At 57.7% G+C, this 20,199-nt stretch carries 13 protein-coding genes and 1 pseudogene; 2 read left to right on the top strand and 12 right to left on the bottom strand.

The window, feature by feature from the left end:
• Positions 1–10: 10 nt before the first annotated feature.
• From HUW52_RS22340 to HUW52_RS22300, 9 genes are all read right to left on the bottom strand, one after another.
• Positions 11–1,786: a hypothetical protein gene (locus tag HUW52_RS22340; protein ID WP_175554936.1), complete on the bottom strand. Its 1,776-nt coding sequence runs from the start codon at positions 1,784–1,786 to the stop codon at positions 11–13.
• 284 nt (positions 1,787–2,070) lie between these two features.
• Positions 2,071–3,990: a hypothetical protein gene (locus HUW52_RS22335; RefSeq protein WP_175554935.1), complete on the bottom strand. Its 1,920-nt coding sequence runs from the start codon at positions 3,988–3,990 to the stop codon at positions 2,071–2,073.
• Between the two features lie 43 nt (positions 3,991–4,033).
• Positions 4,034–5,698 carry a hypothetical protein gene (locus HUW52_RS22330; RefSeq protein WP_175554934.1) on the bottom strand — a complete coding sequence of 555 codons (1,665 nt, stop codon included), beginning with the start codon at positions 5,696–5,698 and terminating at the stop codon, positions 4,034–4,036.
• Between the two features lie 285 nt (positions 5,699–5,983).
• Positions 5,984–7,678, bottom strand: coding sequence for a hypothetical protein (locus HUW52_RS22325; protein ID WP_175554933.1), 1,695 nt, complete (start codon positions 7,676–7,678; stop codon positions 5,984–5,986).
• Positions 7,679–7,912: 234 nt separating this feature from the next.
• A complete protein-coding gene (locus HUW52_RS22320) occupies positions 7,913–9,778 on the bottom strand; it encodes a hypothetical protein (RefSeq protein WP_175554932.1) in 1,866 nt (621 codons plus the stop codon).
• A 168-nt stretch (positions 9,779–9,946) separates the two neighbouring features.
• Complete coding sequence (locus tag HUW52_RS22315) at positions 9,947–13,480, bottom strand: calcium-binding protein (RefSeq protein ID WP_175554931.1); 3,534 nt, start codon at positions 13,478–13,480, stop codon at positions 9,947–9,949.
• A gap of 228 nt (positions 13,481–13,708) precedes the next feature.
• Complete coding sequence (locus HUW52_RS22310) at positions 13,709–14,338, bottom strand: LysE family translocator (RefSeq protein WP_016982883.1); 630 nt, start codon at positions 14,336–14,338, stop codon at positions 13,709–13,711.
• Between the two features lie 89 nt (positions 14,339–14,427).
• Entirely contained in the window at positions 14,428–15,777 is a 1,350-nt protein-coding gene (locus tag HUW52_RS22305) for an NCS2 family permease (RefSeq protein WP_141129337.1), read from the bottom strand.
• A 290-nt stretch (positions 15,778–16,067) separates the two neighbouring features.
• Positions 16,068–16,514 (bottom strand): MarR family winged helix-turn-helix transcriptional regulator, encoded by a 447-nt coding sequence (locus HUW52_RS22300; RefSeq protein ID WP_175554930.1) that lies wholly within the window; start codon positions 16,512–16,514, stop codon positions 16,068–16,070.
• A gap of 82 nt (positions 16,515–16,596) precedes the next feature.
• Here HUW52_RS22300 and HUW52_RS22295 point away from each other — a divergent pair, with 82 nt between their 5' ends.
• Positions 16,597–17,763 (top strand): PLP-dependent aminotransferase family protein, encoded by a 1,167-nt coding sequence (locus tag HUW52_RS22295; protein ID WP_175554929.1) that lies wholly within the window; start codon positions 16,597–16,599, stop codon positions 17,761–17,763.
• A gap of 161 nt (positions 17,764–17,924) precedes the next feature.
• Here the strand turns inward: HUW52_RS22295 and HUW52_RS22290 are convergent, their stop codons facing one another.
• From HUW52_RS22290 to HUW52_RS30455, 3 genes and pseudogenes are all read right to left on the bottom strand, one after another.
• On the bottom strand, positions 17,925–18,296 hold the full coding sequence (locus HUW52_RS22290) for a glutathione S-transferase N-terminal domain-containing protein (RefSeq protein ID WP_026000435.1): 372 nt from the start codon (positions 18,294–18,296) through the stop codon (positions 17,925–17,927).
• A gap of 103 nt (positions 18,297–18,399) precedes the next feature.
• Positions 18,400–18,945 carry a GTP cyclohydrolase I FolE gene (gene folE / locus HUW52_RS22285; RefSeq protein ID WP_010456659.1) on the bottom strand — a complete coding sequence of 182 codons (546 nt, stop codon included), beginning with the start codon at positions 18,943–18,945 and terminating at the stop codon, positions 18,400–18,402.
• A gap of 22 nt (positions 18,946–18,967) precedes the next feature.
• Positions 18,968–19,216: pseudogene (locus HUW52_RS30455) on the bottom strand (site-specific integrase); the annotation flags it as partial.
• 250 nt (positions 19,217–19,466) lie between these two features.
• On the opposite strand from HUW52_RS30455, the gene HUW52_RS22280 reads away from it, so the two are divergent.
• Positions 19,467–20,087 (top strand): hypothetical protein, encoded by a 621-nt coding sequence (locus HUW52_RS22280; protein WP_100216356.1) that lies wholly within the window; start codon positions 19,467–19,469, stop codon positions 20,085–20,087.
• The last annotated feature ends 112 nt before the right edge of the window (positions 20,088–20,199 follow it).

Below are 20,199 nucleotides of genomic sequence, written 5' to 3'. Positions count from 1 at the left end.
GAAGCGATCGTTATTTTTGTCGGAAAACAAAAAGACTCGGTTGGCCCGAAGGATCTCTTTCCAGACCGCCTATCAAATATACGACCTTGTCTTCGGCGAGTGCTTTGTTCAACAGTGCCTCGTCGGAAGGCTCATGTTTGTTGACCAGTGCTTTGGTTCGCAGCCAGTTCGTGACATCGAAATCCAGGTAGTTGCCCTGCATCAAGGCCGGGAAGCGCAGGATGAATACAAGGTCGACACCTTGCTGCTGAATCATCAATGCATCTTGCTGGGCCGCCGATCCCCGAAAGCTATAGGAAACCTGATAACCCTGTTCCGTCAGAATGCTCTGGAACAGTGTTCGCAGTTTTTTGCTGCGATACTCGTCGTTGATCTTGCGCAAATGCTGAGGCACGCGCTGCAAATCGAAGTCGATACGTTGCAGGCCTTCGGCGAATCCTGACGGTTTGGCAATGTAACTCTCGCCGGGTCGGGAAAGCGCAGGCAGTAACAACAACGGGTCGACCAGATCGTATCGGCTGACTTTTTGATCCCACATGTTTTGCGGCCTGACTGCCCAATACTGGAAGGTTTCAAACAAATCGTTCAGCCCGTAACCATTGAGCGTTTCGGCGTGATTGGCTCGATTGAACATGGCGCGGGCGACGGCACTCGCCGAATGCTCTGCCATGTATGGAAAAGTATCGGCCACGTACTGCGCGAGGGGTTTTTTAAATGGAGGGCCAGCGACGACCTCCCATTTGTCGTTGATCGGTATTCCCCATCTTTCCTTCAACTTCACTGCGCCCTTGGGCTGCAACTGCGGGGTGGTGCGTAACATCTGCTCGAAAGCCTCGAAGCCTTCGGCGGCGAACAGTGGGGGTTTGATAAAGACCAGGGCGTCAGTGGCATGTCCCGCCTGCGAAACGATCGGATAGTGTTGTCCGTCGATCTCGATAGAGTCTCCGGTGCTTGGTTTTACGGCGCTTCCCCAGGCATGCCAGTCGCTGGCAGATGACACAGGAGCAGACGGCCCGGTAGCGTCCGGTTCAGCCTCCAGGCGTGGCCGTTTGCTTGGCCCGGCTGTCGGCTCCTCGGCGGCGGGGGCTGGTCGGCGATTGTCCGCTTGCACCGCGCCGCCGACCTTGCGACGCCAGAGCGTTGTTTGCGGTATCTGCTCGACCAGATCGCCGGTTGACCGCTGTCCGGACCACGCCAGTTCAAACTGGCCATCATCGTTGCGGCGCACCATGGCAGTGCCTTCTGCCATGTTGACGTAGGCATTTTTGTGCTTGTCGTAACGGATACCGTTCGTGGTGTCTGGCGCAATGGTCAGCAGCGCCGCGAGGTGCGGGGGCAGAAAGAGTGACGTCTGTGAGGGAGGCGCGGGTGCCAGCACTGGCGGTAACCGGGTTTCAGACGTTGGCGGGCGGGAATACCAGTCGGCCTCGAGACGCCAGCGTGGCTGACCGGCGATTTTTTTCAGCAGGGGAGGCGTTACACCCGGAGCGGCGGGCCAGGGAATCTGCAAGTCGCCATCGACGTTGTGTTCGGCGCGGTAATAGCCACCTTCACCAAGATGCGCATAAAGGTGACCTTCTGGACTGAAAAACAAACCGTCCACGGATTCATGCGGTCGCAGCAGATGACTCTGCAAGGCGGGCCAGGAAATCTCCCTGAGTTTCGCATTGAGGTCGGTAGTCACTGGATCGGTTATGTACGTCACTGTTACTTGTGGGCTTGTATCCCTCCCTGAACTTGCGGTGGGAACATTGTCGAGGAACGAGGCAAGCAACGGGCCAGGCATAGGGCCAATCATAAGGGCGGGCGAATGGGGCGGCCCCTGATCCTGCACCGGTCGGGTCGTAGAAGCATCAGGCGTTCGATTGCCTATCGGGGGCTTGGGTGGTTTAGTCATTGGCGTATCTCTAAGTGATCGATGGTTGAATGTTGTCGGGCCATGGGTTGATTGAATGGGCCGTGCAGTGTTTGTTGCGGGGTGCCTGTAACGGTCGTCCCGCAGACAACAAATGGCCATCGTCGCCTTGCGACGTTGGGTTATTTCATTGGTTGTACTTGTCCAGGAAAGACTCAGCCCTCCCTGACGATAAACAGCGTTGCCAGACGTTGCGTGCGTTTATCAATGCCACCCAATAGATGGACCAGCCGCTGTTCCTCTCTATAAGTGGCCAATGTTTGCTGTTTTTCACCCATACGGATTTGCAGGTCGGTATCGCTCCAGGCAATACCGGGCGTTGCGTTGCGCTGTATTTGCTGACCGCTGACTGCTGGGAAGGTCAATACAAACAGGCTGTTGATCTTTTCCCGGTGGAACAGCAGCGTGTTTTCACCAGTGCTGAGCGTTGCAGACTCGAGGCGGTAGCCGTTTTTCGTCAGTACGGCGCTGAACAGTTTTCGCAGTTCAGGTGTCGCCGGCAGCACGGCATGATCGATCCAGAGCTGAGCAAATTGCCCCGGATCGAAATCCAGTCGCTGCAAACCTTCACCCAGCGAGGAAGGAAGCGCTGATGACCGTTGGGCCTCATTCAAGGGCGGCAGTTTGCGCAACAGGCAAAGTGGCTCGGCCAGATCCTGTCGCTGCACCTTGTTGTTCGTCCGGTCGGCCCAGAAGCGCAACGTCTGATTCAATACCGCCAGACCGTGGCCGTTGATGATTTCGGATCTGTTGGCCTGGTTGTACATGGCTCGGGCGAGGAAACTGGTCGATTCCTCGGTGAGATATTTGAAATGGGCTGAAATGTATTGCGTCAGCGGCAACTCGAACGGCAAGCGCTGGCCCAGAACGCTCCACCGATCATTGACCTTGACCACCCACCGGGGTTGCAAGGCGGGGTCGGTGACAAGCATGCGCTCGAAATTGTCATACAGATCCGGTGAAAACCGTGGGTGTTTCATATAGGCCATGGGGGTGTCGGCGATTAGGGTCTGAGTCACCACCGGGTAATAAAGGTTGTCGATTTCAACGTGCGTTTCCAGCGGCCAGGGGGTTGTCTTGCCCCAGTCGCGCCATGCCCCGTGAGACAGATCGAGCGCGCCTTCGCTTGACGAAATCAGGCTTTGGGCAAGTGCCTGCGTATCGGTGGCACTGTCTGCGTCGTGGCCCATGAATGACCGTTTACCGGGGCTTGGTGCGGAATCGGTCGGCGTCGCAGGTCGGCGCCTGTCCTGACGTGGATTGTCGTGGCGGGCAGAGGTTTGCGGATTTTTTTGCCGCCAGTAGAGCGTTCCGGGCATCCGTTCCAGAAATACGCCAGAGGGGTGGCGATCTGCGGCGGAGGTTTGCTGATAATCGCCGTCGTCATTTTTCCCCACCATGACCGTGCCTTCGGCGGTGTCCACATAGGTTTTTCGGTACCGGTCATACCGGATCGCATCGGGTGAGTCTGTTGCTGGAGAAAGCCGGGCCGCCAGATGCGGAGCCAGGTATGTCGGCGTGTGACCGGCAATCGGGCCAGGCGGGGGCGTGAAGGGGGCTGGTCTGCCTGAGTCTTCGACAAGCCAGGCCGGGATCTCGAAACGCCACAATGACTGGTCCCTGATTTTGCTGATGAACGGGCCGGGCACTCCGGGGGCAAAATCGAAGGGAATCTGATAGCGACCGTCGGATTGGCGCTCGACCAGCAAATGGCCTTCGTTTTCGACAGCGGCATAAATTCTGCCATCGGCGCTGATGGACAGGCCGCTGTCGATATCCAGAGGAATCAACAAATGCAGGTGTTCAGCGGGCCAGGTGAGCGAGCGCAACGCAGTATTGGGTGACAATGGACGGTGGGCAGGCAGGTCGCTGACCAGCACCGATGGTGGGGGGGGCAATTCGCCGGTCGGCACATGGGGTGTGAGGTCAGCCATGCGCTGTTCACCCACCCGCACGGTGTCGATAGCCGCGCCAGGGGCGGGACTGATATCAGCCGACTCCGCCGCCGGTGAACGGGGCCCCGTGGTGGAATCGGCTACGGCGGTACCCGGGATTTTTTTTGGTGGTTTGGCCATGCAGGTCATTCTCGATGGAGTTGGTTGGGGATGGACATGGCGCTCAACCTTCTCTGACGATGAACAGCAGCGTCTGCTGCGCAGAGACGGTTTGCGTGCCACCGACCAGGTAAATGACCTTGTCGGGTTCGAGCATTTGCCGCCATCTGGATCGCGCCAGGCGGGCCCTGAGTGTCGGTACCAGCAGTTCGTCGCCAGGATCGCTCCTGCGATTCACCCTCCCGTCCGGGGTGCTTGGACGCAGACGCAAGACGAACACCACGTCCAGAGTGCTGCGCTGAAACAGCAAGGAATCCTCGCTGAACAGTCGACTGGTGCGATCCACGGCATAACCGTTGTCCTGCAGGAGCTCGCTGAATAACGCGCGCAGGCTGGAGCCGGGGGCGTGCACGGCCTCACGCCATCGTTGTTCGAACATCCGGGTATCAAAGTCGATGCGTTCCAGACCCGTGGCAAAGGGCGAGGGCAGCAACAGTGTCTGTCCATTCAGATGGGCGGAGGGTTGGCTGGGCAACACGGGAAGCATCATCAGCGGGTCAGCGAGCTCGCGTCTGGAGGCGAGGGCAAGGGTTCGGTTTTCCCAGTGATAGAAGGTGTCGAACAACACGCGCAGTCCATCACCGTTGATGACTTCGCTGTGGTTGACCTCGTTGAACGCTGCTCTGGCGATGGCGCTCAAGGAGTGGTCGGCCAGGTACCGGAAAGAGGTGGCTACAGACTCAGTCAGCGATTTTTCGAATGACGGGAGTTCCACCACTGTCCATTGGTCATCTTTCCTGATGGCCCACTTCGGTTGCAGTGACGGATTATTCTTGAGCATCTGCTCGAACGCGTCGTATCGACCCGGACTGAACAGCGGGTGTTGAAGGAAGACCAGGGTAGTGTCAGGCAGTACGCGTTGCGGCACGATCACGTAGTGCTGGCCGTCTATTTCTATGGAGTCATGCCATTCGGGTTTGAGGGGCATCCCCCAGTGCCGCCATTCCCCGGCAGACGTGGCCGGTGCCAGCGGTCGGGCATCAGCTGTCGTCCCGGATATTGACCCTGTGTCGTCTGGTGTTTGCTCCTCTGCCAGGCGGGGGCGTTTGCCGGCAGCGGGCACACTTTCGTCGGCCTCACTCGCAGGCCGTTTGTGCACGGGGTGCGGTAAATCATGCTGCGATGATGATTGCGGCGTTTTTATCCGCCACTGTCCGCTGCCCGGAATCTGTTCAACGTCTGCACCGAGCCAGTTTCGTTCGTGGGCGGAAGCCTGCCGGTAGTGCCCCTCGGGTTGCCGACGCACCAGACAGAGCGTGCCGTCTTGCATCTCGACATAGGTCGCTCCGCGTTTGTCGTGACGGAGGCCGTCCGGGCTGGCCGCGGTATTTCTTGTTCGCCAGTTGGCCTGGTCGGCCGTGAGGTGACTGGGCAATTCGCCGCCTGATGCGCCTGCCCTCGCACGATCTGCCTCGGAGGAGAGCTCCGCTCGATCAACCGAGTCGGGCCTCCACAAGGGCTGACCGTCGATCTGTTGCAGAAACGGGCCAGGCTCCCCCAGAGACGCAGGCCAGAAAACTCGATAACGCCCGTTCGTTTGACGCTCGACTTGCAGGTAACCCTCGCCGATGACCTGCGCATACGTGCCGCCCTGCGGGCTGTGAAACAGGCCATTGTCGATCGCGCGCAACATATGGGCATTGGCAGCGGGCCAGGTAATGGAATTCATATTGCTCTCCAGCAACCTGGCAATCGATTCAGGCGATGCGTTGACCACTACCGATGGCAGGCGCCCGGTCGCGTCTGGTGCAGCATCCGCCGACGGTTCTGGGGTGCGGACAGCGTTGCCTGCCGCGAGATCGGGAGTGTCGGTGCCGGAACGGGGGCCCGCGGACTGATTCGATCCCGGTCTCGGCGGAGTCGACAAGGTGTCGGGCGATATGGTCAGTGGAATTGGTTTGGGTGGCTTCACCATCCTTGGTGCTCCATTGGGTTATTGGGTTACGAACGGCTTTCAGCCTTCTCTGACGATGAAGAAACTCTTTTTGCCCGGCCCGGTTGGTTGCACGCCGCCCACCAGATAGATGACCTGTTTCTGGGCCAGGTGAATGTTCAATTCGCGCTGGGCCGCGGGGGTCAGCCTTGCCTGAAACGCGGAACCGGAGATTTCGCTGCCTGGTAGCGTGGGGCGAGGAATCGAGTGACCGGTGATGCGCGGCAGTTTCAACACGAACACCGCAGCGACGCCTTCGCGGTGAAAGATCAATGCGCCTTCCTGCAATGCGCGCGAGGACGGATGGAGCGTGTAGCCGTTGTTGCGCAGAAGCGTGCCGAACACGTTGCGCAGATTGGCAGGGGTGGGTGCTGCTGCGTATTCGGCCCATTCACCGGGAAACTTCTGTGGATCGAAATCGATCCGCTGAAACCTATGCGCGTTGGACGGGGGCAAGGAAAGGAGGCCGCCGGGATACAGTGGGTCGGGCTGTACCGACAGTCTGGGCAACAGCATCAACGGGTCGAGAAGGCCGCGTGTGGTCGGCGCTTCGTTGTTGATGCGGTCGTGCCAGTGCCGAAAGGTCAACACCATCATCGACAACGCATGGTTGTCGAGGGCTTTGGATTGTCTGCTGTGATCGAATACCCCGCGTGCGAGGGCGCGCTCGGTATGTTCCGACAAATATTTGAAGGCACTGGAGACGTATTGCGCCATTGGCATTTCGAACGGCAAATGGTTTTCCACGACGTGCCATTGGCCGTCGCGCTGGATTGCCCACTTCGGCTGATGTGAAGGCTCATTGATCAGTACGTGTTCAAAACCGTCGTAGCCCTCGGGCGAAAATCGCGGATGTTGTACGTAAACCAGGCCGGTGTGCGGTTGACCGCCAGTGGAGACAATCGAGAAGTGGGCGCCGTCTATTTCTATCGAGTCGCCCTGTTCCGGTTTGCTGGTTTTCCCCCAGTTTTTCCATTGGCCAGCAGACAAATCCAGAACATTCGGCTGTCGCGAAATCAACGACTCCATCAATGCGTCTGCCCGAGCGGTGTCGGCCTGTTCATGACGCGGGCGTTTGCTCGGCCCCGCCGTTTCAGCAGGCGGGAGCTCTGGATCTGCCTGCGGACGTTTTGCCGTCGTGGATGTCGGCTCTACTCGCCGCCAGAGTTTGCTGGCGGGAATCAGTTCAACCTCAGCGCCAAGCCAGTTTCGGTCATGGGCCGAGGCTTGCCGGTAATGCCCCTCGGGTTGTCTGCGCACCAGCCAGAGACTGCCGTCCTCCATATTGATATACGACGCACCACGTTTGTCGTGACGAAAACCTTCCGGCGTGTGCGGGGTATTCATCAGCAGTGCCGCCAGCTCAGGTGCAATGTTGAGGTTGCCGGCCCCCTCCACAGCACCTGCGTGCGGCGGCGTCGAGTCTGCTGCTCCCGGCGCCGCTTGCGTGGGTTGGACGGGTGAGTGGGGCAGCGGGTCGGGCAGGGCGTTGACGATGACGCTTGGGCGCTGGCCGGGCACATCGGAGACGATCATCGCTGAGGATGAACCCGGCGTCGGACTCCCGCCTGCCGTGTCGGCGATGGAAAGCCCGGTGCCTGCGCGCGTATCCGCCGGGGTGTCTGGCCTCGGCGGAGGCAGTGATGTATCGGCTGACGTTGAAGCCGGAATTTTCTTGGGTGGCTTAGCCATTGAAGTGCTCCGATAAAGCGGCATCCGAGGCTCTGCAGCGGACGCGCCAAAATGATCAGGCGAACTTGCGCCGCAACGATTCTGAAATCGCGCGGCGGGTTTCAAGAGCACTTATGTTCGGCAATCGGCAGTCGTGGCGTGCGGTATATACGTCTTGCTTTGTGGCCAGATGATGCAAGGCATGTCAGTGTTATCGAAGAGTATCCGTGGCCGCTTGGGAACCCTCGAGGCGCGAGACACAGGGGGGGGCGGCGGGCTTCAACGCTCTCTGAGAATGAACACCGAATCGGCGGCCGACTCGGTCTTCAGCACGCCGCCGATCAACCACACCAGATTCTTTTGTGCCTCGGCGCTCGTCAGCGCGAGGTGCGCGGCACTGCCGATGCGTGCGGGCAGATCCGGATCGGCCAACTCGGTACCCGGCAGGGTGTTATGCACCACCAGTTCATGGTTGAGCACCCCCAGTTTCAGGAAAAATACCGTCTCCTGATCTGCGCGTTTGAAGACCAGCGCCGGTCTGCGGTGATCGTGCGTCAGCGGGAAAACGTCATAGCCACTGCGGATCAGCAGGGCGCCGACCAGACGCCGCAGGTTGTAGTCAGAAGGGTCAGCCGAGTAGTGCCGCCATTCGAACGCGAAATGCTGCGGATCGAAGGTGAGCCTGTGCAGTTCACCCTCGATCTGCGGGAGCAGTTTGATGACTTTCCTGCCCGCGATTTCGCTGGTGGAAGCGACGGGCAACAGGTTGAGCGGGTCGGCATAGGCAGGCACCGTGGGGAAGGGCTTGTGGTTCCACTGATGCAACACGGCCTGTATGTTCATCAGTCCGGTGGCCGTGATGGCTGGTGGGTAATCCGACAGTTCGAACAGTCTTCTGGCGACGGCCCGTGAAGTGAACGCGGAAAAATCCACGAAGGTCTCGGCGACGGATTGCGACAACGGCTTCTCGAAGAAGCGTTTGCCCGGTCGCGCCTCGCCCGGCTCATACCCGATGCGAAAGGTTGCAACCGGCTGCAAGTCAGGTGCGTCGCGCGACATCTGTTCAAAGGCATCGAAATACGCCGGTGCAAACTCCGGGTGCTGCAGGAAGTACACCTTGGGAAGCCGGTTGGGGGCCGTGCCGATTGGCACGATCGAGTAATGAAGCCAGCCCAATTGCACCGACTCTCCCGATGACGGTGGGTTCAAATGGCCCCACGGCAACCAGAAATATGGTGTTTGATCCGCGTCAGCGGAGGTTGGCTGTTCCGGAATCGCGCCTGCGTCGAGCCGTGGTCGCTTGCCTGGGCCAGGCTGGGCAGCGTCTGACTCGGCAGTGGGACGCAGGCCTGATGGCGCGGGGGGCTGTTCAATCGGACTGACCGGGACTTTCCGGCGCCAGAGTTTCGTGCCCGGAATCATCTCCACCTCGGCACCGGAGGACGATCGTTCGCTGGCGGATATTTCCTGGTAGTGCCCGTCGCGGCGCTTGCCCACCAGAACCATCCCCCCTTCCATTTCGACGTAGGCTTTATTGTGCTTGTCGTAACGGATTCCGTCCGTCGAAATTGCCGGCTCCAGCAGAGCAGTCAATTGAGGGGCAAGGTAGGCGGGTGAGCGTGAGCTTGGGGGAAACTCGGACGAGATCGGTGGTGATTGCCAGCCAGGGCGTTCGATACGCCAGCGTGGCTGGCCGTCGATTTTCGCCAGGACCGGCCCGGGAACCCCGGGCGCGAAGGAAAGCGGTACGTGGTAGATCCCCTGTGCGTTCTGCTCGACCTGAAAGCGGCCTTCCGTACCTATTTCTGCGTATACCCGCAAATCCGGCCCCTCAAACAGTCCGCTATCTGCGGCTCCGAAAGGCGTCAGTTCCGCATAGCGACTGCGCGGCCAGGCGATTTCGTTCCTCGCCGATTCGACGGCCGGTTGCGGCATGTCGCTCACGATCACGGCGGGTCGACTCAAATCAGCGTCAACCTGCACATTCGGTAAATGCGCGATGGGCGTCGGATCGCCAGGCAGTCGCACGGTGGAAGGGCCGGCTGCCTGAAGACGATTTGTGAGGGGCTCTGCCTCGGGTAGTCGTGTGGTGGCGGGTGTATCGGTACTGGCGGAACCAGCGACTTTCTTTGGGGGCTTGGCCATGAACAACATCCTGTTGATAGGCGTTTCTGAATAAGGAAATGATCTGTTTGCATTCGCCGGACGCACGCGCTGCCAGCCCCGATGAGTCGGGCCTGGGAAGGTTTCGAGGCGTCAGTGATCGTTCTTGCGGATGATGCAGATTTGTCGGGCGTTACCCGGCACGGAGGCTCACGCCGCCGGAACCTCGATCAGTGGAGGTGCCGGGGTTAACAGGCTTGGTCGTTGATGCGTGCAATATCTGAAAACCTGCAGCTGCGAGTAATCGATGACTCGACGCTTGTCGCTATCCAGGATCCATCGCCGCATCGGCAAGCTGTAACTCAGTGTCCCGGGCTCATTGTCGGGCAGGGCGATGTACCTGACTTTCAGCACTTTGTCGGCGACCGATGCGAATTCGTCCGGCAACGCCGCCGTCGCATCGGGCTCTTCAAAGAACCGTGCGTCCAGTCCATCCTGATACACCCAGTCAAAGGAAAGGTCGACGGTGTGGACGATGCCCTTTTCGGTGATCACACGCACCTGGTCGATGAGGTCTTCGCTGTCGTAAGTCGGCAGGTGAATAACGCAGGTGCCGATTCGCAACTGGTTGTTTTCGAGGGTGATGTCGACTTTGCCGAGCTCCGTGGCGTCCAGGTCCCAGGTGGATGCAAATGGCAGGCGCAGGCTGGAGCTGGCAAGGGCGCCCGGCGTACACAGACGGATATGCATGTTGGCGGCAAGGTGAACCAGGTATGTCGAGCCCTGGCCTTCCAGTGTGTCCAGCCCGGGCTGGAGCGCATAAGCGTAGAGCTTGGCGCATCCGGCATTGGCCTTCAGTTGGTACGGCTCATTCTGCGTCAGGTCGTAGGCGTAGTCGCCGGGCAGCAGTTGCAGCGGGAGTGAAATCGGAGTGGTCCATTCGGTGAAGGCATACATGGCAAATTTTGCATCAGCGGGTTGTGCCTCGGTTTCCGGAGTCAGGCGTAAATTCGCTGCGACGCCATCCTTGAAGACCAGTGTCACTTTATGATCGAGATAAGTGTCCATGGCTCTCAGGATCTTCAGCAGATTCATCGGGTCCATGCCGCCACGCTTGGTCGAGTAGCCTTTGATGAGTAACGATTTATCTGCAAAGTGGCAGGACAGATCACACCCCACCACCAGGTCGCCATTGGCGTCGGATATTCTGGCGCCGAAGCGGGCCTCGACTTTGCTCAGTTCTGCGCTTGAATAGTCCACAAACAGACGGGTTACCGAATTGCGTTTTTTCGCTAGATAAAGCGTGGTCAGGTCATGGGTTTTCGGGATGAACAAGTCCAGCGGTCTGTCGTCTTTGATGATATGTGTATCGGCGTTAAGAATAATCGGACCTTGTCGTCTCCCGACTTTGCTAATCACTGCCTGTACATCAATGTTCTTGTTGTGTTCGATGGTTTCCGGCAAGTCCGGCACCAGGTGAAAGTCATCCTTGGTGATAAACGTCAGTTGATTGTTTTTCAGCGTGAGCCTGCCATTCACTTGCTGGTAAATGTCATGGACGGAAACAACATTCCTGGGCATCTCATAAAAGTCGAATCGTGATGTGATTACCAGGCTGTTTTCTTTGATGGCCCAGCTTTCAATCTGATCCGCTCGCCAGTTCAACGCAATAACGCTGGCCTGTTCACCGTCCTCGAAGATGGCCAGATCGCCAGGGACGTGGGCAATGATGTAAGTATCCATTCCCGCGTTTCCGTGTGCAGAGGCACCGGTGTGAGACAGAACTATCTGGTCATCGCCACCGCCTGCGGTGATCGTGTCCCTGCCTTGGGATCTGATGATATTGGCGCCGTCCGTACCGTTGACGGTTGACGTGGCGCCAGGCACGGTCTCAATGTTTTCAATACTTTCGAGCAAACTATGGAAGGTATGTTTTTTCCCGTCCTCTGTTTCACTGTCTGTCACGCTGACATGCAACGTACCGTATTGCAGGTCGACGTCATAACCGGAGCCTTCGGGCAATCTTGAGATGTAGTTGCCTTCCAGCACCAGCGTATCGTTGCCAGAGCCGCCCCTGATCTTCGAATACCCGGGCACGTCGGCGCCCGTCTCGATCAGCTTCCCGGCCGCTTCGAAGACAAACCGGTCATCTTTTTCGCCTCCCGTGAGATCTTTTTTCCCCGCGCCGTAATGAACCGTGTTGGGTTTTTCCTTCACTCCTTTGATCACGTCTTTACCGTCGCCGATGAACCAGATGACGCCTTTGTGCGCTGCGGCGGTTCCCAGTTCTGCGCCGGGAGTATCAGATGTGACGCCGTCTCGGGCATCGATCGTGTCATCCCTGCCTTTGATTTTTGGCACATCGACCGTTTCCCAATTGTCCTGCTTGGTCCACCAGTTTCTGATTAGCCTGCGGCTCGGCTCGAGTTCTACTTCGAATGCACCGTTGACGACAGCTTCGAGCTTTTTCTCCCAGGTCCCATCGAGCAATCTTCGGGCGGTCCGTTTTAATTGCCGGCTATGTTCAACCGTGGCTTTGGCTATGGAATAGCGGTCCTGGACATCTTTGTCGGGACTCTTTCCCACGAACGAAAACCAGCCTGTACGCCAGCGCTCCTCGTCGGTGAGTTCGATGTAATCATCAATGTCATCGACGATCCGTACAGCGCCATAAATCTGTGAGCCGACGGCAAGCAACGCACCCGCGAGAAGGCCGACCGGCCCGGCGAATGAAAAACCGGCCAGTGCGGCCAGGCCGAGAATCACTGTCATGCCGGCACTGGCGATACTCAAACCAGCGCTGACGTAATGGTCTATGGCCTCTTTGCCTTTTGCATTGTCGGCAGCATTGAATGACCTGACGGCGGTATAGATATCGAAAGGCAGCGTCAGGGCGCCACCGACCAGGCCTCCGGAGCGGCTCAACCTGATCGCAAATCGGGTTTTGACAAAGTCGGTGTAGGCACTGTGTCCGGCTTTGAGCATCTGCGTCGCGGACCGGGTCACGGCGATATCAACGGCAATGGAACCCAGCTCGGAGGCGAGGCCGGTGGTGTTGATCACGATCTCGTCGGTATTGTTGGTTCTTATCCCGTCATAAATTCCGCGCAAGCCCATGTAAATTCCAAACCCCTGAATACCGAGGCTCGAACCCAGCGTCGTCGTACTTTTGGCGATATTGACCCAGCGATGTGTTTTTCGGGGTAATTGCGCGTGTCTGAGATCGAGTCTCTGTGCCGCATTCAAGAGTTTCTGCAGTTTGCCGCGATAGCCGTCCGCATCGATCTCCTCGCCAACTGCTTCTTTCATTACAGGAGGCGCCGTCAGTGGACGTCGGCTGGCAACTTCGAATAGCAGCGACGGTAATAGATAACTGTCTGTACCCGCCGATTGCCGCATCTGCAGTTCGACATTGGCCGGGTTGAACTGTAACGAGTTGATGAAAGAGCGCTTCGGTGTGCGGAAAAAAGTGTTTCGACCGTTCAAGGACTGACCGTCGATCGTGGCGCCCAATATATCGAGGGAAACGCGGGTCACCGACAGCGAACCAATCTCGATCGGACCGAACAAGTCATCGACCATTTTCAGTTGAGCGGTCTTTGCAGGGTTTTTAGGCAGCGCTGAATTGTCCGACTGACTGTTCAAATCCAGAGTCGAAGTTGTTTTTTCATTGGTATGAATATCGATGTCGTTAATGACGACGGTGTCATGGTGTATGACGGAGTCTTGAATCAATGTGGCCATTTGAACATCCTTGTTCAGGGCAATTTGTTGTACGGAATAGGCGTGATGTTATGAGCAAATCCTTGTTGCTGTACATCGATGGGGTATTGCGATGTATTACGATTGGGCGCTAGTCAGGCCGGGCAATTAATGCCGCTACGTCGTACCGGGGATGAGAAACCACCCTGGATATTTAAATGCTCAGGGTGGTTGTCATTGGCGGTTGCTCAATGCACGGGTTTATTTCAATCAGTGGCTGCTGAGCAAAGACGCGGCGCCTGCTCCACCAAACAACCCGGCGCTGATCCGGTTGAACCAACTTTGTCCCTTGCCGCTACGCAAGTAGCGCGCTGCGCCATGGGCGCCAAGGCCGTATGCCAGCTTGCACAGCAGATCCAGCACGGTCCAGGTAGCGATCATGACCAGTAACTGAGGCAGGAATGGTTGCTCGGCGTTGAGAAATTGGGGCAGGAAGGCGGCGAAGAACAGGATGTCTTTCGGATTGCTTGCACCTAGCACGAAGGCGCGCCCGAACAGTGCGCGGAAGCGTGGCACGGCCGCTGTTTGCGGGACTTCGGCACCCGTCGATGGCTGGCGCGATTGCTGCCAGCTCTGCCAGGCGAGGTAGAACAAGTAAAGAGCGCCGACAATTTTAAGGGCGCTGAACAGCTGTTCCGATGCCAGCAGTAGCGCGCCCAGGCCCAGCGCCGAGGCACTGAGCAAGCAGATCGATGCTGTTACCCCGCCAAGAAATGCCGGGTAAGAACGGCGCAAACCGTAATTCAGACTGTTGCTGATCATCAGCAGTGACAGTGGCCCGGGAATGAGGATCACCACCAATGCAGCGCCGCTGAACAGCAGCCAGGTTTCCAGACTCATCACTTTCCTCCTTTTTTGTTGGTATCGAGAATGTGCAAAAGCCCCACCCGCGAGGGTGAGGCCGTTTTGAAGCTTGAACCGCGCGCCGCTTACAAGAAGATGAACTTGGCGATGAAGATCGCGCAGAGCACCCACAGGCTGACGGAAATTTCCTTGTACTTGCCGGTACCGGCCTTCAACGCCACATAGGTGATGAAGCCCAGCGCGATGCCGTCGGCGACCGAGAAGGTCAGTGGCATCATGATCGCGGTGACGATGGCCGGGATCGCGTCAGTGGCTTCGTCCCATTCGATGTGGGCCATGCCGCCCATCATCAGCATCGCCACGTAGATCAGTGCACCGGCGGTGGCGTAGGCGGGAATCATGCCGGCCAGCGGTGCAAAAAACATTGCCGCTATAAATAGCACACCTACGGTGACTGCGGTAAGACCAGTCCGACCACCAGCGGCCACACCGGCAGCACTTTCCACATAGCTTGTCACTGGAGGGACACCAACCACGGCGCCGAACACGCTCGAGGCACTGTCGGCTTTCATCGCGCGTGAGAGGTTTTCGATACGGCCGTCAGCGTTGACCAGATTGGCGCGCTGGGCGACGCCCATCAGGGTGCCGGCGGTGTCGAACATGTGCACAAAGAGGAAGGCCAGGACAACGCTGATCATGCTGACGTTGAATACGCCAGCGACGTTCATCGCCATGAACGTCGGCGCCAGACTCGGCGGAGTCGACATGATCCCTTCGTAATGCACGATACCCAGGCCCCAACCGGCCAGGGTTACGGTGATGATGCTGATGAGGATCGCACCGAACACTTTGTGATAGCTGAGGATCGCGATCATCAGAAAGCAGATGGCCGCGAGCAGCGGGCCAGGTTCGCGCAGGGAGCCGAGTTTGATCAGCGTCGCCGGACTATCGACGACGATGCCAGCAGTTTTCAGGCCGATCAGACCTAGGAACAGACCGACACCGGCACCCATCGCAAAGCGCAGGCTGACCGGAATGCTATTGAGCAGCCACTCGCGAATCCGCGAGAAGGTCAGGATCATGAACAGCACACCGGAGACAAACACCGCACCGAGTGCGGTTTCCCAGTTGTAGCCCATGGTGCCGACTACGGTGTAGGTGAAGAACGCGTTGAGGCCCATGCCCGGCGCCAGACCCACCGGCCAGTTGGCGTAGAGGCCCATCAACAGGCAGCCCAACGCAGCGGCGATACAGGTGGCGACGAAGGCTGCACCGTGGTCAATCCCGGCATCGGCCATGATGTTCGGGTTGACGAAGATGATGTAGGCCATGGTGATGAAGGTTGTCAGACCGGCAATCAGCTCGGTCTTCACCGTGGTGCCATGCAAGCTGAGTTTAAACAGACGTTCCAGCAGGCCACTGCGTAATGGTGGCGAGAGGTCCAGCGTCGATGCTTCGGATTTGCGGCTTTCCACAGCGAGTACTCCTCAAGAGTTTTATTGTTATTTCCAGGGCCGGACCCATGAGGGGTGGCAGCGACCCTTTGAGGCATACGCGAATTTGTTGACCATGCGGTCAGGAACTCGCACGCTGTGGATTATGCTTTTGTGTACAAATAAAGCAAATATTGTTTTTGGTTTTGTTTACGAAAGTTCCGTCGATAGGGATATATCGCCTGCCCTGGCCCCTTCGCGAGCAGGCTCGCTCCCACAGGGAAATGCGCTCTTATGTGGGAGCGAGCCTGCTCGCGAAGAGGGCGCACCTGTCAGTCGAGATGTGTCTGACTTTTCCCCAATGCCAGATTCACCGCCAACCAGCCATTCACCGCCGCCTCGCCAGCCTCGGCAAACACCCGCTCCAGCAACTTCACCTGCTCACGCCGCAAGGCCTGTTCAAATTTCGCCCCCTCGGCCGTCAACTCCAGCAGCCGCTTACGCTTGTCAGCCTCGGACGCCACGCTGTCCACCAGATGCATTTCCTGCAACTGCCGCAACGGCATGTTCAGCGCCTGTTTGCTTACGCCGAGCAATCCCAGCAATTCCTTCACGCTCAAATTCGGGTACCGCGCGATGAAAAACACGATGCGCTGATGCACCCGCGATAGCCCACGGCGCTCGAGCATTTCATCAGCCTTGGCGGTGAAGGCCTGATAGCCGAAGAAAAACGCTTCCATGGCCTGTTGCTGACTGGACGGATTTTTAAGGTCAAGCATGTTGACGTACTCACTCAAGCTGTCGTAATTTCAGTCAATCAGTTTGACTCATTTTTCGAACCCCTTGCTACCGGTGACCGCCATGGCTTTTTCCGAACGTGTCTCGCGCCTTAAAAGTTCTTTGATCCGTGAAATCCTCGCCGCCGCCCAGCGTCCGGAGGTGATGTCGTTCGCTGGCGGCTTGCCCGCCGAAGCCATGCTGCCGAAAGTCGAATGGGCGGACATGCCGCTGGCGCTCGGCCAATACGGCATGAGCGAAGGCGAACCAGCGTTGCGCGAAGCGTTGGCGGCGGAGGCGAGGGCGCTTGGCCTGGAATGCGAGGCGGGTCAAGTTTTGGTGGTCAGTGGTTCCCAGCAGACCCTCGATCTGGCGGCCAAGCTGTACATCGACAAAGGCACGGAAATTTTGCTGGAGGCGCCGACCTATCTCGCCGCGCTGCAAATATTCCAACTGTTCGGCGCCGATTGCCTGACCGTGGCACAGGAGTCCGACGGCCCGAACCTGGCGCAACTGCGCGAGCGTCTGGAGCAGCATCGTCCGGCTTTCATCTACTTGATCCCGACCTTTCAGAATCCGTCCGCCGTGCGCTACAGCGAAGCCAAGCGCGCCGCCGTTGCGGCATTGCTCGATGAATTCGGCGTCACGCTGATCGAAGACGAGCCCTACCGTGAATTGACTTTCGATGGCGGCAGCGCCAAACCGATTGCCGGACGCCTGCAGAAATCCAGCTGGATCTACACCGGCACCGTGTCGAAAACCTTGCTGCCGGGATTGCGTGTCGGCTACCTGATTGCCAGTCCCGATCTGTTTCCGCACTTGCTCAAACTCAAGCAATCAGCGGATCTGCACACCAACCGCATCGGTCAGTGGCAGGCGTTGCAGTGGATCGGCACTGAGAAATATCAGCAGCACTTGAGTGAGTTACGTGGATTTTATCGGCAGCGGCGCGATGCGTTTCAGGCGGCGCTGGAGACACATTTTGCTGATCTGGCGGATTGGAACATGCCGCAGGGTGGGCTGTTTTTCTGGCTGACGTTGAAGCAACCGCTGGATACGCGAACGTTGCTCAAAGAGGCGTTGGCCAATGATGTGGCGTTTATGCCGGGGGAGCCATTTTTTCCCGAGCCAGATAATCATCATGGGCATTTGCGCTTGAATTTCAGCCATATCGATCCGGCACGACTGGATGAAGGGTTGAAGCGACTGGCGGCGGTGGTACGTCGGGCGCAGCTAGAGAAAGCGGCCTGAAAACGAATAAACCGGCTCAAGGGCCGGTTTATTTTTGACTTGGGTTTGCGGTGGCTGAGAGGGCCTCTTCGCGAGCAGGCTCGCTCCCACAGTGGAAATGCATTCCAAAGGGGGGGAGCGAGCCTGCTCGCGAAAGCGTCAATCAACCCACCACATAATCATCAGACAGCAGCAAAGCGCTTATCCAGATAATCAATAATCACCTTGGACTCATACATCCAGGTGGTCTGGCCATTCTCTTCGATGCGCAGGCAAGGCACCTTGATCCGGCCACCCTGTTCCAGCAAGGCCTGACGATCCTGCTCGCTATTCTTCGCATCTTTCAACGCCACCGGCACATTCAAACGGCGCAGCGTACGGCGGGTTTTCACGCAGAACGGGCAGGCGTGGAACTGATACAGCGTCAGATCCTTCGCTGCCGTATCGACCTGCGCCTGAGCAGCGGCGGGGCGTTTTTTCTTGCCCGGACGGGTGATGAAGTCGATGAAGATAACCAGTTGGCCGAGGCCGACACGAAGCGCTTTGACGAACACGTTGAAGCCTCACGGTGCAGATTGAGAAAGGCGCGCAGCTTACCCGATTTTTCACGGACGAAAAAAAACCGGCGATGAATGCCGGTTTTCTTCGTGCTGCAAATTACTTGATGAGGCTGAGGAATTCGCTGCGTGTCGCTGCGTTTTCACGGAACTCACCGAGCATCACCGAGGTGATCATCGACGAATTCTGTTTCTCGACACCGCGCATCATCATGCACATGTGCTTGGCCTCGATCACCACGGCCACGCCCAGCGCGCCGGTGACTTGTTGCACAGCATCGGCGATCTGACGGCTGAGGTTTTCCTGAATCTGCAGGCGGCGGGCGTACATATCAACGATCCGCGCGACCTTCGACAGGCCCAGCACTTTGCCGCTCGGGATGTACGCAACGTGCGCCTTGCCGATGAACGGCAGCAGGTGGTGTTCGCACAACGAGTACAACTCGATGTCCTTGACCAGCACCATTTCGCTGTTGTCGGAGCTGAACAGGGCACCGTTGGTGACCTCTTCGAGCGTCTGTTCATAACCGCGGCAGAGGTACTGCATGGCTTTGGCGGCACGCTTTGGCGTGTCGAGCAGGCCCTCGCGGGACACGTCCTCGCCCAATTGGCCGAGAATCGCGGTGTAGTTCTGTTCCAGTGTCACAGGGGCTGATTCCATAAGGGTTTCAGAGGGGTACTGTTTCTGTCTGTACCAATTTTGTACCAATCAAGCTGTTTTCGAGCTTACCGAGTTCACCCCAGTCAGTGCTGGAATTGATCCATCGGGCGTAAGTCGATAGCAACATCTGAACGCTATGACCGAGCAGAGTGGCAATAAACGCAGGGTTCATACCCGCCATGAGGCACATGGTAGCGTATGTGTGTCGGCAGTTGTATTGCCGGCGGGCGCGAATCCCCAATTCGGTCAGTGCAGCCTGAAACGCTCACCGACACCCAGAGCGCCAGACCCGATCTCTCACTTCAGCGATTTTATCGAGTAAAATCGCGGGCCGCAGGTCACCTTTACCGTGTAAAGAACGCGCAGAGCGGCTGCGTGTCGAGGCTGAGCCTTGGCATTTGGAAGGCAACAAACGTTGAGTGAAAGGTTCACTTGAAACGACGGCCCGAAAGGGCCTTTTGCATTACCTGGATGCGATTTTCGCGCCTGTTAGCCAAAGGAAAATCATGAAAAGTACAATCAATGATATGGCGTTTACCGAGCGTCGCCGCGTGCCTGTGAGGGCTTTATTGGGCGGTGTTTTATTCTTGATCATGGCCATCCAGGGATTCCGTATGGAGTCCAATGGAATCGCTGCGCTGCTGCTAGTGTGTTCGTTATGGTACTTGGGCATGGCGTGGCTGAATCGCAAGGCGGGTTCGCAAACCTTGATGATCCTCAAGGACAAGGGCATCTGGTTTTTCAACGCTGATGGGTTAGTCCCTTACACATCGATTGAAGCCACAGAGGTCGAATCGTACAGCGGGATCGCTCAGATGCAACTCAATACGGTACTTCATATCATTGCCGAAAGGGCTGACACCCTGCCGAACTTCAATGACAGCCGGTGGAAGATCTTTTTCAAGATGCCAAGTGCGCGCAAGGGTAAAGGCTTTCGTAAGCATCTTGTCGTGTTCAACTATGGTGGTCTGCGCGACGAAGACGGCAAAAACGTCGACTATGAAAACCTTGAAGAAGAACTTGCGTACCGTATCGAAAAGGCTCACCAAGAGGAACATGAGCAGAGCAATTCGGTTTATGTGCCCTCATCGTCAGCAAACGATGCGCTGTCGCCTGTCACTCATTGAATCCCGCTTATCGCGAAGGGCGCTGGCAGTGGGTGCAAAGCCGACTGCCGAAAGCTGCCGTTCAGCACCGCCATTCGAACAGCTTCAGCAAAGTGAAAGCCCTGCATCGTGA

Origin of the sequence: Pseudomonas sp. 43A, assembly GCF_013363935.1 — a bacterium.
GTDB classification, from domain to species: Bacteria; Pseudomonadota; Gammaproteobacteria; order Pseudomonadales; family Pseudomonadaceae; genus Aquipseudomonas; species Aquipseudomonas crudilactis.
The sequence above is the reverse complement of the archived record's forward strand: the minus strand, read 5'-3'. Positions and strand labels throughout refer to the sequence as shown.

Bases quoted from the DNA above. Each gene is read 5' to 3' on its own strand.
- HUW52_RS22320 (WP_175554932.1), bottom strand. From the start codon at position 9,778: ATGGCCAAGCCCCCAAAGAAAGTCGCTGGTTCCGCCAGTACCGATACA.
- HUW52_RS22340 (WP_175554936.1), bottom strand. From the start codon at position 1,786: ATGCCTGGCCCGTTGCTTGCCTCGTTCCTCGACAATGTTCCCACCGCA.
- HUW52_RS22330 (WP_175554934.1), bottom strand. From the start codon at position 5,698: ATGAATTCCATTACCTGGCCCGCTGCCAATGCCCATATGTTGCGCGCG.
- HUW52_RS22325 (WP_175554933.1), bottom strand. From the start codon at position 7,678: ATGCCGCTTTATCGGAGCACTTCAATGGCTAAGCCACCCAAGAAAATT.
- HUW52_RS22315 (WP_175554931.1), bottom strand. From the start codon at position 13,480: ATGGCCACATTGATTCAAGACTCCGTCATACACCATGACACCGTCGTC.
- HUW52_RS22300 (WP_175554930.1), bottom strand. From the start codon at position 16,514: ATGCTTGACCTTAAAAATCCGTCCAGTCAGCAACAGGCCATGGAAGCG.
- HUW52_RS22310 (WP_016982883.1), bottom strand. From the start codon at position 14,338: ATGAGTCTGGAAACCTGGCTGCTGTTCAGCGGCGCTGCATTGGTGGTG.
- HUW52_RS22280 (WP_100216356.1), top strand. From the start codon at position 19,467: ATGAAAAGTACAATCAATGATATGGCGTTTACCGAGCGTCGCCGCGTG.
- HUW52_RS22295 (WP_175554929.1), top strand. From the start codon at position 16,597: ATGGCTTTTTCCGAACGTGTCTCGCGCCTTAAAAGTTCTTTGATCCGT.
- HUW52_RS22335 (WP_175554935.1), bottom strand. From the start codon at position 3,990: ATGGCCAAACCACCAAAAAAAATCCCGGGTACCGCCGTAGCCGATTCC.